Source organism: Trichocoleus sp. Lan (assembly GCF_039961855.1).
GTDB lineage: Bacteria > Cyanobacteriota > Cyanobacteriia > Cyanobacteriales > FACHB-T130 > FACHB-T130.
Window position 1 is genome coordinate 41750 of sequence record NZ_JAMPKA010000035.1, and the last position, 18161, is coordinate 59910.

Sequence of the window (18161 nt, forward strand, 5' to 3'; positions counted from 1 at the left end):
TATTTCTACGCTAACAACTACTACATAACATCATTCTTATTTTCCGCATTATTGATTTCCATAACTTAGAATCATAACAATTAAAAAAAGTAGCAGAGACAGGAAGTTATGAAATTTTTTAGCAGCAGTCTTATTTTTTGGCTAATGATTAAATAATCAACAGTTTCAATTATAATTACTAGGCTTGAACTCACCCAATTAAGTCTTTTCTAATCAATTGACATTAAAAAAGATTGTATGACATCATAGAGGATGTTTTAAAAGTCGAAGCAAGTCATAGATTATGCGAGTCGTCGAACCATAATACGAATCATGGCAATATAAATAAAAGTTTCCGAGGTTTCTGGTAGGCGTTCATAGTCTTTACTTAAGCGCCGACACCAATTCAGCCAACCAAAAGTTCGCTCTACAACCCAACGCTTGGGTAAATGGACAAAACCTTTTTTTTCCAAAGGTCTAAGAACAATTTCAACAATCCATCGAAACATATCCATCACCCATCGCATAAATTCTGCTCCCCGGTATCCTCCATCCATCCAGATAGTGTGTAAACGCTTGACCTGATTCCCCGTATCATGAACTCGTTTAAGGACAAGTTTTGCTCCTTGACGTTCTGGAAGACTTGCAGAGGTAACCAAAACCCGTAGAACTAGCCCTAATAAATCAACGCTTAGATGTCTTTTACGCCCGTGTATTTGTTTAGCAGCATCGTAACCTACCTCTTGGGATATCATGGTTGCTGTTTCCACTGATTGGCTGTCAACTGCTGCTTCTGAGGGGCTGGGTTCACGCCCAGATGCAACCCTAACCCACTGGTACAGCTTGTCATGTACCACAAGCCAAGTCCCATCTTTGTGCCATCTACGAAAATAACCATAAACTGTCGTTTAAGAGAGTTTAAATAGATGATGCTAAAATTACCTTTTAGAGATAAAAAAAATGTCTATAACTTAAGATACTCTTGTCCGCGGATCTGGGAGGATGTTTTAAAAGTCTCCTTGTCCGACTTTGACTACCTCAACTACTGAGGATATACTACGACGGAATGAGGTTTTGAGGTTATGTATTCTCCTACTAAGGTAGCTTTCAGAACCCAAGTTAACCCTTTTAAAACATCCTCTGGGCTTGACCCGAAACCTTTTAATTATTTTGCTTTAATTTAATACAGTCGTACTCGAAACTTGCCTGTCCAAGATTGCTGTCGCTCCGCTTCTTGAGGAAGTCAAACAAAAGCGAATGCTGGTACAGAGGCAGGGATAAGACATTCAGCTCATGAGGTGCAAGATCTGAGTTATACAACTTCTTGCCTATCAAAAATCCATGCTTGCTATGTTAGTAGATGATTCATTTTTGTGCTTACTCTTTAATTAACTGTATTTTATTCGCTAACAACATCCGTTGCTAAAATTAGCAAAAATAAGTTTACATAAGGAGCCATTCTTGATTTTACCCTCATCTTTCATGGAGTCCCTCGCCAACTATCCTGAATTAACAAGTATTCAGAGGCATTGGACAGCAATTCGGGACGAGGCAATAGTATCGTGTCAGTTCTCAATGCCAATTCTTGATGGACGGGCAGCTAGTGGATTATGGAAGGTATTTCCCTTAAAGAGTGAGCCTGAAGACCGAATAGTAATTAGCGATGAAATCTGCTTCAAGAATCGGAAAATTGTACCACGTACAGTAGAAATATTGGAATCAATACCTTCAGTTCAAGCGTATTCCTTTTCCTTCCTTCCTTTCGCCCGGAGGAAGAATCAAACCGCATCGACATCGGAACCCTTTTGTCACGGCCTCTCTCTGCCTCCAAAGTGGTGGAAATTCTTATATGTTTGTAGATGGAGAACAGCGAAATTTTCAGGACGGTAAATTTTTGGTTTTTGATTATCGGCGCTTGCATGAAGTCGTTAATGAGGGCAACTCCGAACGTATCTCATTGCTTATTCTCCTAGAAGTGCGGTCTTAACATTAAAGCTGTAGCCCGAATCAGTTGTTCCTCTACTGAATGCACTGCCTTCTCAATAGATGGGACTAAAAGTCAAACCTTTGATGTGCCAAAACGCATAGCAGCTTGCTTTATTTAGCATATAATCAGCTGGTATCCAGATATGTCCCGAGTCTCCCCATTCCTGACCAAACGAATTACGAACCTCGAAGGAGTTGGTAGCAACATCGTAACCGATAGCGAGCATCGCATGGTTCCGCACAGGATTTTCATTAATCTCTGGCCTCGGCAACAGTTCCCCACACTTAATTTCGCCACGATCGAACTTGTGCATGTTTGAATAATATAACCGTAGGCAAAACCAAAACGGCCGTCCTTCTGTCAGGCTTCCAATAAGCAAGTCAATATCTTGCTCAAGTTTTTCACAGGATATATTACATAAACATCGTGCAGCGTTGAAAGCTTCCTGAGAAGGACGATCGCGCCATCGGGTGACATCGTAACGCCAGGACCTCTCGGGACAGACTCCAAATTCTTCTAATGCTGCGATCGCGGCTGACGGGGAAACTGGAATATTGTGATTTTCATTACCAGTAGACTTTCGGGCGTTGTAATAAAGGAATAGTGGCGAAGGAGCAAACAGTTCGGCGGAAGTGGAACCCGCTAGGTTCAGTTGGAGGTACATCCATATTGCATCGCAGATAACAATCGCCATGCAGGAGTTAAGTCCTTGCTGGCATCGAATAGGTGGAGCAGTTGTGCGTAGGGATACCATAGTCACCTTTGTAAAGAGAGAGAGAAATGGTGGTCGCAAGGCTGAAACTATCACAGAGTAAAGCTTTAAGTGACTACTTTGATTAGACGCTTAAAGGGTCAAACTGTCTCGCTATAGCCTACGGGATAGTTGCTCTTAGCGACCATTTTGTCTCCGTTGCTATATAAAGGCGTAAAAGAAGTGTCCGCAAGCTCAGTAGTTATAGCCGCACAAACAAGCTCTACCAAGCTTGCAAAAGTTAGGCAGGTGGTACAAACCGTCTTTTTGTTGCAGTATATTTCTGACTGAGAGTTACGACAGTAGATTACAGTGTGCGCGAACATCGTGGAAGGCTTGAATCAATTTTTGAGTTGGCTTTTCTTGGGTCTGGTAAGGATGGGGGTATCCTAGAAAATTACCTTGAAGAGTAGGAGAAACGTCTCAAATATCCGGATGTCGTTGCCTGTGCTGTCACCTTGCAAAACGCAGTCGATTTTTCGTGGGTAATTCAAATCTTAAGTGCAGAAGGCCGCCGGCTAAACTGAGAGACACTTGCAGCCACTAGTCCTTCCATCACAAGGCACGTCAAGCATTTTGGAGACTATGTGCCGAATTTACAGAACATTACACAACCCCTAGAGACGGCGATGCAGCCCCCGCTTAAAATCAATGAAAATTAAATAGAGCAAGGCGTGTAAGCTTGTGTAACATAAAATTCATGTACAAGTATTTCGGCTCAATTCTATTTGCTTGTCAAATCTACTCTCCTCAAATTTGATTCCATCAGATTTACTCCTTGTCCCTCCAATCGCAGTTCCGTCAAAAAAGTGCTTCAGTCAGATTTGCTCCAGTCAGATTTGCTCCCGTCCGATCTGCTCCCCTCAAATCTGCTCCTGTTAGATCTGCTCCCCTCAAATCTGCTCCTGTTAGATTTGCTCCAGTCAGATTTGCGCTCCCCAGATCTGCTCCTGTTAGATTTGCTCTAGTCAGATTTGTTTCATTCAGATTTGTTTCATTCAGATTTGTTTCACTCAGATTTGCTCCTGCCAGATTTGCTCCTGCCAGATTTGCTCCCCCCAGAACTGCTCCAGTCAGAACTGCTCCCCCCAGAACTGCTCCCCCCAGATTTGCTCCCATCAGATTTGCTCCCCCCAGAACTGCTCCCCCCAGATTTGCTCCCATCAGATTTGCTCCCTCCAGAACTGCTCCAGTCAGAACTGCTCCCTCCAGAACTGCTCCTGTTAGATTTGCTCCAGTCAGATTTGCTCCAATCAGATTTGCTCTCGCCAGATTTGCTCCCATCAGATTTGCTCCTCCCAGAACTGCTCTCTCCAGAACTGCTCCTGTTAGATTTGCTCCAGTCAGATTTGCTCCAGTCAGATTTGCTCTCGCCAGATTTAGACCCGCCAGATTTAGGCCCGTCAGAACTGCTCCAGTCAGAACTGCTCCAGTCAGAACTGCTCCAGTCAGAACTGCTCCAGTCAGAACTGCTCCAGTCAGAACTGCTCCAGTCAGATCAGCGCTAGTGAAATCTGCTCCCACAAGAGAAGCACGTGTAAAAATAGACTTCTGTGCAGCAGCCTTCGAGAATATTGCCGCTGTTGTTGAAGCATCCGAAAAATCGGCTCCAGCAATATTTGCCTGAATCAACGCGGCCCCGTTGAGCTTTGCGCCAACCAATTTCGCGTTTTCTAGATTAATGCTGATTAGCGTTGCACCATTCAAGTTTGCATTGGTAAGATCAACCCCAGCCTTGTCCACACCAGACCAATTAACACCGTTTGCTGCCGGTGCCATCGGATTAGACTGTTTCGTAAAATAAAACGCCACTGCTTCCCAAAACTGGGGAGCTTTAAGCTGATCGGGCATAATCGAATTCACTGGCGGCCCGACAAGTTGACTGTTAACATTGCCAGTATTGCTCACTTCAACCATCATCTGCTCCTAAGATTTGAATTATTGCCTTGGCAGCACAAGTTCTAAAATCATGCCTTCTCTTTCCTTCCCAAGCTAATAGTGCTGCTAAGGAATGGGAATTAAATAAGTTTGATATTTGGTAGAGGCGGGTTTTGCCGTCAAATCCCTTCCAAGATGCAATTAGTCTACTAAGTCCGCCCCTACAGTTTACGGATTGATGAGATTCATGAGCCTAAGCATGGGTAGCAGAGGCTTATTCTGCCTTTGCAATTCCCATGCTTCCTTCTATTGCTGTGTTGCATATGCTATAAACAACAAGACTGATAGCTCCTTTCCCAGCAGCAGACAGTGGGACATTCACTTCAGTTTGAGTCGCCACGCAAATTGGCTGGTAGAGAAGAAAAGCACAAACAATGTCGATAGACGAACTTGTATTCACTGCATTTTCTCCATATTCTGGTTTCCCTGAGTCGGTAGTTGCCAAGCCAGCAACACCTACACCTAGCAAGGCTAATCCCATAACAGTGAGGACAAATTCCCGTCTTCTTCCTATAGAGGAATTTTTTAGAGACTGGAGAAAGCCTCCAGAGTTTCCAGTTGGACCCAATTTGAGCCCGATAAGAGCCAGATAACAAAGGACAGTAACTGGTGGCATGTAACTGAACGCTTTTGAAATGGAACTGGTAGGGCTAGGCCACCCAAAGTAAAGGTGTCGCGCAACGAACTGAAACGATGCTGACGTGATAGCGCAGAAATAATAACCCACTGTTAGCCATTTTTGCCAACCAGGAACCTCAACCTCTTCAAGATTAGGATTGTCTCCTTTGACAATACCCTCAACCACGTTCGTGATACAAGCAACGCCTCCCTGTACCACTGAAGAAATTATAAAAAGTATGCAAAACAGTTTCGTAGATGTTTGAGCAGAGCCCGCAGCATCTGGATTTTCCATGAAAGTTGCACTACTCACAATAGCAGCAGCATCTTCAGGAATGTTGATATCAAAAATTACCAGAATGGTGTGAGTTGGAATGGCAAGAATTAGGGAAACAACGTCCAGAATAGTGAGTTCATGACCTGAAACCAGCTTATAGAGTTCTGAAATAAATGGGATATGTATCTCGTGATTCAGAACCTCCTTGATAAACTCAATCAATTCTGAGGCAATGCTAACCACACCAAGGATCAAATCCTCAGCGATGTCAAAGGACACGTTGATGACATCGTAAACAATCTGAAGAATCTCAGGCACCGTCAAGTGTGTGATGCCTCCAGGCTGTTGCAAGATGTTTAAAAAATCGTCAATAACCCTTTTGAAGTCTTCTTCGATGTTCGCTCCATACTTGGAAGTATTGAACGAGCCACCAAAGGGAGCCGCTAGTGTTGCATCTCCAGCACCATAGCTTATTTTTTGCGTGGAGTTATCATGCTTTTGCATTTTCTGCTGCATCCATTGTCCCTTGCTACTTTTCCCATGAGAAACGTATGCAGCACCATCACCAGATAGCTGATCCTTTTGACTTGCCAGTGATCCAGCAAATGGTGCTGGCTGTACACCCAGCCCCTTAGCAATTTGCTCTTTGGCAGTACTGAAAACAGCGTTGATATTCTTAGGAATGGTTTCAGCCGCAGATGTCCCCAGAACATCTAAAAAGTGATTGAATGAGGTTTCGATTAGATCTCGAACTTTCAAGATTCCTTTCCAATCAAGTAGGGAGCGCAGAAAGTTGTAAATGTCTTTTAAGGCTACCCAAACCTTGTCTAGAAAAGCAACAATGTGGTTAGCAATGTCGTTCACTGTCTTAACAACCCACTTGCCGATTGCATTAGCAGCATCAGCAATAACAACCTCAACCTGATGGATAACCTGCCCTACATCTTCTTTAATCTCATCCCATGTCTTCACAACGAAGTGTTGTGCCCGATCCCAAGCTTTTTCCACACTATGTTCTACTGCATGAAAAGCTTGGCTAATAGAGCCTGCTAGGCTGTTAAACCAGCCACCGGCAGGATCATCATCACCTATATACCCAACACCACCGAATAGTTCGTTCGATGCTGGTAGGTTCAAGGATTGCAAGTGGTCATCCAAATCTTCCTCAGTGTGGCAAAGCTTGTAGGTACAAGTTCCATCACCATTGAGTGAGAAGACAAAATGCTTAGCAGGCATGTACTCCGGCGTGATCGGTATATCACCCCCCATGTGTCCAAGTGAATGGAGAGTACTCACGCGATCGGCAGGATGTAAGTCCGGATTTGGCAATTCTGCGCCCGTTTGCGGAATGGTGGAACTACCTGGGGCAGAACCAGCTGCACTATTCGACACCGATGCAGGTTTATTGACTACACTCGCCATTTGTCGAAGTGTCGAGGCAATAGCAGGTGCCTGCTGTTTTGCCGCATCCGGATTATCGCCTTTAAGCTTTGTGATTAGTGTCTGCGTTGGCTTACCGGGTTCTAGCTGATGGTCGCCTATAATCTGATCGCCAGTCACCTGTGACAAAATTTGGTGCTGGTTTTCGGCTGGACTGATGACAACTCGTTGAGAGCGGGGCATCCAGCCAGCGCGCACTTGTAACTCCGGTGTACCCAGCAAGTTTACCTCAGACGACTTCTCGTGAATAACCACGGTCAGTGTACCGGCAGCATCGGTTATGAATTTGGCCGAGTTCTCTTTGTTTATTTCGTAGCTTTTTGAACCCACTTCAATAGTTAGATGTCCATTTGCCCAAATCTCCAACGACTGCTTGGGAATTGAATCACCTTGGTTAGTTTCAGCTGTAATCGTGGTCCGAATCGTTGTGATATCCACATTGCCATTGGGCGTGTAATCACCGGGGGTACCGTTGTGTGTCCCGAGGCTATCTCCCGACGCATAGTCATAGTCCTGAATCATGGTTGATTGGGCTATTAGCTTCGGTGGTGGTGCGATGACATGGTGCTGGCTTGCGACAGCAGGGGAAACGTGGAACCGTTCGTTTGGGTACATAAAGTCGGCCCAAATCCATAGAACCGGGCTATGCTCAAGGTCTTTGCAGGATAGATTTAGCTCCAGTTTCCCATCTGAACCAACAGTAAATTCTGCAAACACCGTTGCGTTTACCGGCTGACTGCCAGAATTTGTTTCGGATGAAATATCAGTTGGTTCGCTTGCCCAGATCTTAACTGTGCTAGGGCGTGGTGAACCATCGGCTTTCCTCACCGAAATTTCTGTTTTGTATTTAGCCGTTTTAATCGTTGCGCCATTGCCTTCGAGAGCTATCTCCTCATCAATTTCCACACCAACTGATTTAGCCGTTATATATGGGTAATTCGGTTGGACAAAGCTGAGATCTGACAACCACAGATCAAGATCTTGCGTTTCATCAACATTGAGCTGGTTCAGAGAAGCATCGTGCACTGCATTGGTGGAAAATGTCCAAGCAGCCAGCAAATCTGGCTCGGCACCAGTTAGCTTCGTATTTTTACGCAACGAAATTTCAGCGGCGTGTAACCATGTTGCCCAAACTCGAACATCATCTATGAGTCCTTCAAACGCACTTGCACGATCTCCACCTATAGCAACCTTCCGATCCACCTGCGCCTCGGGAACGGCAGTTAATGGGGTATGGGCCACCCCAGTAAGCGGTTTTCCGTCGAGGTAAAGGTAAGCCATCTGTTGACTCTTATCATTGACGCGAAAAACCGCCGCCACATGATGCCAGCGACCATCAGCAACCTTGGTCGGTTGGCTTGTAAATTTAGTGGCGTTGTTAGGCTTGAGATGCTCAGCAATAATTTGGCTATTGTCCGTAACGGCCAACCGGAAACCTGCGTTGTCTTTTCCAGGTGGCAGATAAAGGATATCCCCGGCGGAAGCAGACTCTGCATTAATCCAGACTTCTAATGTAAAGTGCCCTTCATTGAAGGCGTTACTACCCTCGCTGTCTGGCCCAGAAAATACTGGTTCGATCCCTGGTACCTCAATTGCAGGAGTACCTTTTCTGCGCCTTAGCGTCAGAGTATTACCAACAACCACAGAATGGAGCGCTTCGTGGTCTAAATGGTTACTCGCTCCGTTATCATTAACACCAAAAAAGACCGTTTGTGAATTAACATAAGGTGCGCCTACTGGAGGAGACTCAACTTCCTCTTGCCCTCGCAAGTCGCCAGATTGTAGATCGAAAATCCATAGTCCTCCTGCAACAGATCCAGTGCTGCCTGCAACAGTGCAATAAACTTCTTTGCCATAGATAACAGGTGCAAAGACAGAAGGACTAGAAATGTTTGGTATGTCAAATGCCTTAACCTGTTTTCCAGATCCAAAATCCCAGAACAACACAGAAGATTTGGTCGTTATCACTAGTCGATTTGCACTGGCAGAAGCAGCCATTCCAGTAATTGTCTGCCCTGTTAACGAAGATGGATTCCACGCAAGATTTTCAGGCTTTTGCAATGTCATCGCATCAAGTATCTCAACCCATTCACCGTTATGAACGAACAGACGTCCACCATCTATACAGAGGCTACTATCACCGCTTCCTTGAAGCACAGCTCTAGCAGATGGCGTTAGTGGAGTGTTGCCATTGTCTTTAGACGGCTGCTCAAAGCGGTAAAGTGTATTGCCAGCGATCATGTAGACCTGATCTTTAGTAGCATAGATTGAACTACCTACGCTTGAGGGCGTTTGGAAGTAACCTATCACTGCTCCCGTTCGCTTATTTAGCCAGTAAATATTTATGCCATCTGCTGATACCACAGCGTACTGTTGCATTAATACAGGTATCGGCGAAGAGGGAATACGCTCTCCAGTCGGGTTAGTTTGTGCACTTAAGTCAGTAAACCATTGTTCTACTCCTTTCTCTAATTCAAAGGAGCGAACAGTAGTATCCTCTAGAACGATGCAACCAGACAAGTCCGCAGCGGGTGCGGAAGGATTACCCATATCCCGACCCCATTTGCGGTTTCCATGAATGAGGTCAATGGCATAAAAAGCCCGATCAGTAGAAAAACAGACCACCTCACCAGCACCAGCAGGAGACCACTTTGGTGCATCCTCTCCGCGTACCATCCAACGCTCTTTATAAGGCCATTTCGGGCTGACGTGATTGAGTAGGTATGGGTAAAGACTGTCATCAAACGAGAGATTGGTAGGCTTTGTCAGGACACCTTTAGTATTTTCAAGTCCCAGTTTCTGGTCAGTCGTGAGGTCTTTGAAATCACTAGGATTTGGTTGATTAAGAGGCCAATCTCCGATCAGCCCAGGCTCCTGCCCCGTAAGCAGTTTGCCCATCCGGTTCGTAATCTGCTTGGCATTGAGTCGTCGATTCCACAATCGGACATCAGCTATCATGCCGCTGTAATCCTTTGCGGTGTCGTCTACAAAAGCGCCGTCGCTTGGTGAATAAGACCCGATGCAGATCGGCTCAACAGAATTACCAACAGCGGGAATCTTGATATTTTCAGACAAAAGTTCTGGAGGGAAGTATTGCACACCCTTAGAAAGTCTTGCGCGCTCTTCGGCAGGAACTAATTCCTGATAGATCATCTTGTTGATCGGTAGGTGTATTCCATCCGCATACATATCGATATCTAACCCAGAGCGCGCCACCGCAATATGGTGCCAGGAGCCATCTGCAACTACAGTTGCCGCAGATTGAACAAAGAGCAACACTTGTGCTTTCTCATCGGCAATCGTGAATTGGATTCGCCCTTCCCCATAATTTTCAGCAATGATTCCATCAGGCTGATTCACAACAGCAAGTCTAAATCCCGTACCGCTTGTACTTGGCGATTGGGTGATTACATCTCCACCGACTGTCGTTCTAACCCATACCTCCAAACTGAAGTCGTCTAAACCAAAATTGAAGCTAGAGCGTACTGGAATTGAGAGTCGAGAGTTGCCATCACCCGAAAAATATGCAGCGCGGTGTGGGGAGTATGTCTTGGCAACAATCTGGTGATCATTCCTAGCATCTACCATATATATGCAGCCATTACCAATGACAGGAGTGAATTCTATTCCATTCACTTCATCAACATCATCACTCACTACGACCTCAAAACGTTCGTTTATAGCCAAATTAGCTTTGGTGTTATTAACGTTAACATCGAGGATAAATACAGCACCTGCGCGAGCGGGTAGAAAAACGCGATTTTCTGATTTTAGGTGCCCTGATTCTATATCTTGTTCAACTACATCCGTATTAATAATTGGCCGGAGGAAACCGCCTGACTGACCTGCGACGTTTTTCTCACGCGCTAGATCTTCAAGGGATGACTGCCAGAAAACCTCACCTGACTCAGTAGTCAAACCGATCACATCTCCAGTGGTTGACGAAGTTGCAAAGATACACCCGCCATCCCATGAAACTACTGGTGTATTCCAAGCTTGGACACCAGTGGAATATGTCCATCTCTCTGCTCCAGTTATCCAATCTCGCGCATAGATCGCATTGTTGCCAGTAACAATAACCAAGCCATCTCCCACCAAGGGCATGTGTAACTTATCTTGCGGCAAATCATCTAAAGATGGTTGAAAACGCCAGCGTACCTGTCCTGAACGAACATTGACCCCTAAAAGTTCATTGCCAGCGACGAAAAAAACTGCATCGTTTCCGAGTCCAATAGGTCCAGGTGAACTGTCCGTATCTGAAACTATAGTCTGCCAACCTACACTCCATCTCAGTGCTTCCTTGGCGTCAGGATGGGCATCATAGCCGTACAGATTTTTTTTATCTCTGAGAATCAGCATGCCAGATTCGATCAGCACCTGACTTAACCCAGGTTGATTGGTAGATACACTCGACCAGTTGTTTAGATAATTTCCAGTGCCAGCATCTAATCCAATTAGTTGGTTCTCCGCTTGTTCGGAATGCCCACCCCAACCATCATCGTTTTCTGAATTACCACCAGTGGTTGGATTGAAATCAACGATGTATCCTAAAAAGAAGATTGAGCCTCCGTAGTAGGAAATCTCCCGAATCCCTCCGTTAGAAATATTTTTCTTCCAGCGCGCTTCACCTGTATATAGATCGACACCAAGCAACTCCTGTGAAGTGGAGACTACCATAACATCTCCGCATAAAACTGGAGGTGCCTCGATAAATCTTATCGGATCGTGCTGCCAAAGAGGTTCTGTCATCGTATGTTTACCTGTTGTTTAATTGTTTTGTTCAACTGAAAGTCTTTAGCTAATTTGAATCAGCTAACGAATTCTGTACTTCGAAGGTTGAAAGCTGCTATCCAATAGTCGCCATTTTTGTTGTCTTTGCCTCCGACATAAGCAATTTCATTTACACCTAGAACAGGTGGACACGTCATCTGTAATCCATCACATAAAAAATTCTTATGAATGACTTTTGTCAGGTCGCCTGATTCCTCCAGAGTTAGCTCCACAAAAAGCAAAGATGAGGAAAATGCAAGCCAGAAAGTAGCTCCATTTTTGGTTTCGGACACCTGCGAAATGAAAACACTTGAAGCTCCTTGAAGCTCTTCAAAGGGTACGTAGGATATTTCTATTTGTTCATCATCTTTCAGAAGAATTAACCCCAATACCGGCTGCTCCACTGGAGCATCCGGTATCCCTGGCCTCACAGTCCATTTGTTTTCAATACCGAAAAAGATGGCTAAGTCGTTTCCTGCCTCCCATCCGTTGATTGTTAGCAAAGCGCATTGGTTAGCGCCTCTCAAGCTATGGTTTTCAATCGTTGTTTTGGGAAGGTCTAATTTTCCGGATATAAAATTTGCTGTGAAGAAGCTAGCTAGCCAAGCAAATGAATTTGTTTCCTGTTTGCCAAGATGTGAACTTAAGTAGGAAAAGATGTTAGCCCCATTTACTCCAGTTGTATCAGCAGCAAAAGGAATAAGTAGAAGAGTCTTTAACAACAAAACTGGTAATGGCGAGAGAGAGGACATCCATGTTTGGAAATAGCCGCTATAGATTTCAAACTGCACATTAGTTTTTAATTCTGATGTCCACGCCTCTTGAAGGTAATCTAAGTTAACTGCATAGAGAATATTGCCTCTAATATAGTAAAGCGAATCTTTACCCAGAATAGGGACATGGGAGGCTATTCCTTTTTCTCCTCCCCATTTTCGGGATTCCCTGTGACCGTTAAGTTTGTTGATTTGGTGTAATTCTCCGTCGGTTTCCAATACAAATATGAAATCACCATATTGAATTGGTGGAAGTAGCTTCGTTTTCACTTCGATATTCTTCCAAACCTTGATCGTTTTTTTCTCTGGATCTATAACTGCCCCATCACGGTCTAGTTGCCAGAGGTTTGAACCCTCAGTTATAAATATCTTGCCTTCATCATATTCGAAGCCAGATATTTCTTTGAAGCCAGATTGTTCTCCAATTGGCGTATGCCAATTTATCAAAAACTCCTTAACTGGTGGCAAATTTGGATAGTCTGATGAGTTAGGGGAAACGTCTTTTGTATTCAAGTTGAACAGCCTTTCTGTCGAATTAGCGATTAATGAATCGAAATTCGAAACTAAAACCATTTTTCCAACTATTGGACTTTGAGTGCGAAAAACTTTAATTGGGTTGAGCCTGATAGATCCGATAATCTCAATCATAACTTTACTTCTCACTGTAAAGCCATATAACGGGTATGACAATGATTTGTACAATTTAGTATTATGACAGCATTGTTGAAATCGATCGTGCACGGTATTGGAGGCTCCTAAGCAACGAGATAAGGCGTTCTACTGCCATCCATCCCACACTAATTAGAGCAATAAAACTAGTTAGTTGCTTGCCTTTAAGCCTAATAGCTATGTCCTAAAAGGATTATTTTTAGCAATTGAAAACTTACGATCATTTAGTTATAATGAGCACTTCTCAAGGTAAAGCACCCCTTCTTTAACTTAAAGTAAAACAGTTCAAAACATAAATGAAAGACAAGAAAAACAGTTCATTTTTCACAGATAATACATTATATTAAAATTTACCAAAATTCCTGACTGGTCTTTGTTTTTGAAATGAAATCACTATCAGTAAAATTACGTATCGACTATTAAAGCCTGTAAACTTAACTAACACACCTATTAGAAATAAAACTTTAAGAAAGTAGTTATACCGAAAGACTTTGCGTCTTATAAGGCGTCAGTTACAGGTTTTTGTCTAGTTTGAGTAAATCGGCTGTCAAAATAGAAGGATGAACTCTACTGCGAAACTGTTCAACGAATTACTACCTAATCAAGAACAGCTAAAACTTCATAATTTTGAATTAGGTCGCGACCATCGTCGCATCGTTTTCTTTGGTTGCTTCATCCAGCCGACAAATGCTTGTCGGCTCTGTGGACAGTCAACCCATCGAGTGCATAGCCACTATATTCGTCGGTTAGCTGATCTGTCATGGGCAGACTACGAGATCGCGCTTCAGGTGAAAGTGCGAAAGTTTTTCTGTTACAGTGCTCCCTGTCAGCGTCGGATTTTTACCGAACGGATACTCAGTGGGATGGCACTGTGAGTCCGACGAACGCAACGTTTAGGGAAACAGTTGTATGAGATTGCTCTGTACTTAGGTGGTGCGGCAGGGGCAAAATTGAGCCAGGATTTGTTTTGTGGTGTGAGTCGCAATACATTGGTTTACTCCGACTTCCAAGATACAAGGAGAGATTCGCGAGGTGAACGTCCCCTTATCAAAAAAAGGGCTTTAGTCCATACCAATACCGGAAGAAAGTCGAGGCTTATATTCGGGGTAATGAAAATCGGCGTTGCTGAATAGTGGGAGGAATCAAGCAGGAATCGGGACATCTCCAAATCTCAAGTAGTGAAGTAACAAGCGGATTGAATGTCTCAGCATTTCTTGGGATTTGGAATAACACAATGTTTTGCGATGTAATCGTGCTAGATAGTGCCGCAAACGTGTATTCTCACCTTCGACTCGTGTCATGTAGGTTTTGCTCACAATCTGATCTCCCAATGGAATAAATCCTGGATAAACACTCCAACCATCAGTGACATAGAAATAACATTGCCATGCTCCAACGATTGCCCACAACGGTGCAAACGTCTTTGCACTATGGTCACCTAACACCCAACCTAAAATGCCTGCTCTAAAGTGGTCTACCGCTGTCCACAGCCAGATTTTGTTTTTTTAGCCCCGACAAAGGTTTCCAGTTCATCAAGTTCACCGACTTGTGGAACCACTTCAGGATCATACGCATCAGGCAGGTGTTCTCCAACCTGTTTGACCCAGTAGATGACAGTCGTATGGTGAACACCTGTCACTCGTTCAATCCCTCGAAAGCCCATGCCATTGACATACATCCGTAAGCATTGCTGCTTGATGTCGTCACTGTATCCTTGAGCCATAGTGTAGCGCTCGATAAACTGACGGCGACAACTAACACATATGTAATTTTGCTTACCCCTTCTCTTGCCGTTTTTACGGATATGAGTAGATTGACAGTCTGGGCATTGCATCAAAACCCACCCTAATTCATCCCTCTATTATGCAATGCCTGAAAATCGTCTGGCGATCGCCAAGCTCAAGCGAAATGCACCTCTAACCCCATCCGATTTAGAGTCTTTGGAGCAGATGCTCTTCGGCGCACAGGAGATTGAAAGTCGCGAACGTTTCGAGGAAGTGTATGGCAAAGACGTGAGCCTTAAGCTTTTTATTCGCAAGCTTGTAGGGTTAGATCGCAACGAAGCGAAGCCGGCTTTCACAACGTGCCTAAAGGGGGGCAACTTCAGCATGAGCCTCCCTTCACCGACTCGCATCCAGAAGGCTTAGATGGGATGTTCACAGACAACGACGCCGACCAATTTATCTCGCTCGTGCGCTCCTTTAACGAAACTGTAGAGGCAGAATTTGGGGTAGCGTGACAGCGACTTGTGACATTGAAAGGGCAATCATTTTAGGGGCGCTCCATCTGCTCTTTCCCCAAAGAAATTGGGATGTCGGAATACTGGACTTTCCCGACCTGCCCGACAATCGGAGAGAGCATTGATAGGGTGGCGGCGGCTCCCAAGATTTGTTCGTCTCTAACTTCCAGGTACGCTGACAGTTGGGATAAGTCGCGGTGTCCTGAGTAAGCGGCGATGACGCGCAATGGAATTCCTGCATTGCTCATCTGAGTTAGAGCCGTGCGTCGAAAAGAGTGCGTTGAGGCTCCTTCAATTCCGACCCGCTGACTCGCTTTTCTCAATATCCGGGCGGCGGAGTCGGGGTTGATGTGTCCAGCATTGAACCGACCAGGAAATAAATACACATCCCCTGCAACTGGTTGATAGGTGGCGAGGATGGAGCGCAGGTCTTCAATGATCGGGATGGTACGGGTGTCCAATTGCCCTTTGGTGTTGGCTTTTCTAATTAACAGGTAGGGACGCACCCGGTGCTTAGTGTCGTAAATGTCTTGGGTTAAAAGGGTGCAAGCTTCATTAATTCTGCAAGCACTAAATAGGGCGACGGCAAACAGAGCGCGATCGCGTTCTGTCTGAAATCCTTCGCTGAATAGCAATTGAATTTCAGTTTGGGAAAGAATCTTCGCTTGCCCGTGTCGGTCTACTTTCAACCTGACTACTCCCGCTTCACTGCACCTGATTTAACGGCAGTAGGGGGTAGCCTGTCTAGCCCCAAATGCTGTTCCAATTGGACCCGGATTTTTTGGGATTCAATAGAACTAGATTCAGTGCCGAAGTGCCGAGGTAAGCTGTGAATTTCAAAATGCAGATTTTGAAAGCAGTGGGAATTGCAAAGAGATGCAGTACAGACTCTCGCCACAAACTACGACCTAGAAGAAAGCTCCTGAACAACGCAGGAGCTTGTATCCTCTCAAGTCAGTCCTGCCTCACCCAATATCTTTTCCAACCTTTCCTTAGCCGCCCTGTATTTCTCGCTTCCGCCTTTCTTGGTTCCCCAGATGCGCTCGATGATGGCATCCTTTGCCATTCCCGAACGCCTTTTCGCCACCACGGAGCCTCTTACCCAAGATTCAATTTTTGGGCTGAGAGGGTCTGCTATCTGGATGGGTTCTGGAGGTTCTGTATTGCTGGAACCTAAACCCATTAGACGTTCCAAACGTTCTACATCAGTGGGTTCTTCAACATTCTGACCCGGTTCGGGAACGTTCTGACCGGGTTCGGGAACGCCCGTTGAACTAGGGGCGTCCCCTTCCTCCTGATTCTTGGATTGCTGAAATAAATTCCACACAGACTCCGGTCGAATCCACTCAGGCTTGATACTGATTTCCTGCCCCTCAATGGTTTCGCCGGAGTCAGTCTTAATCCCAGAGATCCGCCCTCGGAATAAAGGTTGATTCTCAGAGTCGCTATACAACTCAATCTGAATGAGTCCTCTATTCTTCGCCTTACTAATTCCCTCACCGCCTCCCAGTGCTTGCAGGGTATTGTCATGGGCTATCAAGATGGGGGCTTCTGCTGCCTTTCGAGGGTCGGTCAGTACCTTCCGAATGAATAAGGATGCAGGTTCTTTACATTCTTCATATTGGTTGTAGTTGGTCACTTCATCCCAGATGGAGGTGAGCCACTGGTCTTTTTGGGTGCGAGTCGTAAAGCGCTCGTACATGGCGAAGAGTGCTTCCCCAACCTGTGCGTAATTATGACCGCTGCCATAACCAACAACTGCCAATTTTACGAGATACTTCCAAGCTTCAGTTTGATTCTGGTGAAAGTGCGGGTCGGTGATGCCAATGATTTTGTGACTGTGCAAGTAGTGACGCACTAGGGAGAGAAAGGCAGCGAAGTAGGATTTATAACTGCCCATATCTCCATAGATGAGTACGGGCTTTTTCATCAGCTGCCCAATCCATCCCCCTTCGTGTTCTTGTATCAACTGGGTTAATTTCTCGCGGGGGTCTGTTGGTTGCGGGGGTTGAGCTTGAGGTTGAGGTACAGGAGCCGCCTGGGTATCTGGGGTGATTGCTTCTGTTACGACTTCAGCTTCCAGCGGCTCTTGGTAGGGTGCCAATGCAGCATAGGATTGTTCAGCTGCTTGAAGCATGGTTCGAGCATTAAAGGATTCCAGTTCTGCCTGTGCTTGCACCTTGAGTTTTTGTAAATTAACGCCCTCCCAAATGCTCTGGTACTTCTGCTGTTTCGATTCGGCTTGTGCCAGCGCTCTTGCTATTGCCATTGACACTGAGAATCCAGCAACACCCAGGAATGCACCACACAACTTCCACCCCGCAGCGCCTGGGGTTCGTCGCACGTTGACAGCAGAATTTGGGAGTTGAAACCAGTCGGGTACAGAGGCTTCTAAACAACCATTGGCAACCGGCTGACAGTAGTGAAGCTTGCCGTCGAAACTTCCTTGAACTCCGACAGCCGAACCAATGATACCCAGGCTTAAAGCAGACAACATGATTAGCTTTGGGTTCACTGCCTCGACCTCCTGAGAAATATCGATAAACCGACTGCGAATCCTGCCAAAATCATCCCGACCCAGCACAGGGGATTAACCATCATTCTTAACCCTCTTCTGTCACTTTCCGAGTATTCTGAATAAAAGGATTAAAAGAAAAAACTCTGGAAGGTAAGTAGGGCAATGGATGTAGAATTACAAATTCTGAAACATTTAGCAAGAG

General features: G+C 45.1%; 9 protein-coding genes and 1 pseudogene. 2 read left to right on the forward strand and 8 right to left on the reverse strand.

Features of this window, described 5'->3' with window-relative positions; genetic code table 11:
• Positions 1-281: 281 nt before the first annotated feature.
• From NDA03_RS24010 to NDA03_RS24030, 5 genes and pseudogenes are all read right to left on the reverse strand, one after another.
• Positions 282-884 (reverse strand): annotated as a pseudogene (locus tag NDA03_RS24010) (IS5 family transposase); the annotation flags it as partial.
• A gap of 1134 nt (positions 885-2018) precedes the next feature.
• Positions 2019-2660, reverse strand: coding sequence for a C1 family peptidase (locus NDA03_RS24015; protein ID WP_348239367.1), 642 nt, complete (start codon positions 2658-2660; stop codon positions 2019-2021).
• 858 nt (positions 2661-3518) lie between these two features.
• Positions 3519-4637, reverse strand: coding sequence for a pentapeptide repeat-containing protein (locus NDA03_RS24020; protein ID WP_348239368.1), 1119 nt, complete (start codon positions 4635-4637; stop codon positions 3519-3521).
• A 232-nt stretch (positions 4638-4869) separates the two neighbouring features.
• Positions 4870-11739 (reverse strand): LamG-like jellyroll fold domain-containing protein, encoded by a 6870-nt coding sequence (locus tag NDA03_RS24025; RefSeq protein ID WP_348239369.1) that lies wholly within the window; start codon positions 11737-11739, stop codon positions 4870-4872.
• A 59-nt stretch (positions 11740-11798) separates the two neighbouring features.
• On the reverse strand, positions 11799-13181 hold the full coding sequence (locus NDA03_RS24030; RefSeq protein WP_348239370.1) for a hypothetical protein: 1383 nt from the start codon (positions 13179-13181) through the stop codon (positions 11799-11801).
• 581 nt (positions 13182-13762) lie between these two features.
• Between NDA03_RS24030 and NDA03_RS24035 the strand changes: the two genes are divergently transcribed.
• Positions 13763-14077, forward strand: a complete 315-nt coding sequence (locus NDA03_RS24035) for a transposase family protein (protein WP_348239371.1) — start codon at positions 13763-13765, stop codon at positions 14075-14077.
• A 267-nt stretch (positions 14078-14344) separates the two neighbouring features.
• On the opposite strand, the gene NDA03_RS24040 is transcribed toward NDA03_RS24035, so the two are convergent.
• Positions 14345-15036, reverse strand: a protein-coding gene (locus NDA03_RS24040) for an IS1 family transposase (RefSeq protein WP_348239372.1) whose coding sequence is annotated in 2 segments (ribosomal slippage) — positions 14345-14706 and positions 14706-15036 — 693 coding nt in all. Because the reading frame shifts where the segments join, the coding sequence is not laid out codon by codon here.
• Positions 15037-15070: 34 nt separating this feature from the next.
• Here NDA03_RS24040 and NDA03_RS24045 point away from each other — a divergent pair.
• A complete protein-coding gene (locus tag NDA03_RS24045; RefSeq protein ID WP_348239373.1) occupies positions 15071-15349 on the forward strand; it encodes a type I restriction-modification enzyme R subunit C-terminal domain-containing protein in 279 nt (92 codons plus the stop codon).
• A 124-nt stretch (positions 15350-15473) separates the two neighbouring features.
• On the opposite strand, the gene NDA03_RS24050 is transcribed toward NDA03_RS24045, so the two are convergent.
• Both NDA03_RS24050 and NDA03_RS24055 read right to left on the reverse strand, forming a co-directional pair.
• The gene (locus NDA03_RS24050) at positions 15474-16130 is read right to left on the reverse strand and encodes a site-specific integrase (protein ID WP_348239374.1); all 657 of its coding nucleotides are present in this window, start codon (positions 16128-16130) and stop codon (positions 15474-15476) included.
• Positions 16131-16390: 260 nt separating this feature from the next.
• Positions 16391-18025 (reverse strand): hypothetical protein, encoded by a 1635-nt coding sequence (locus NDA03_RS24055; protein ID WP_348239375.1) that lies wholly within the window; start codon positions 18023-18025, stop codon positions 16391-16393.
• Between the last annotated feature and the right edge of the window lie 136 nt (positions 18026-18161).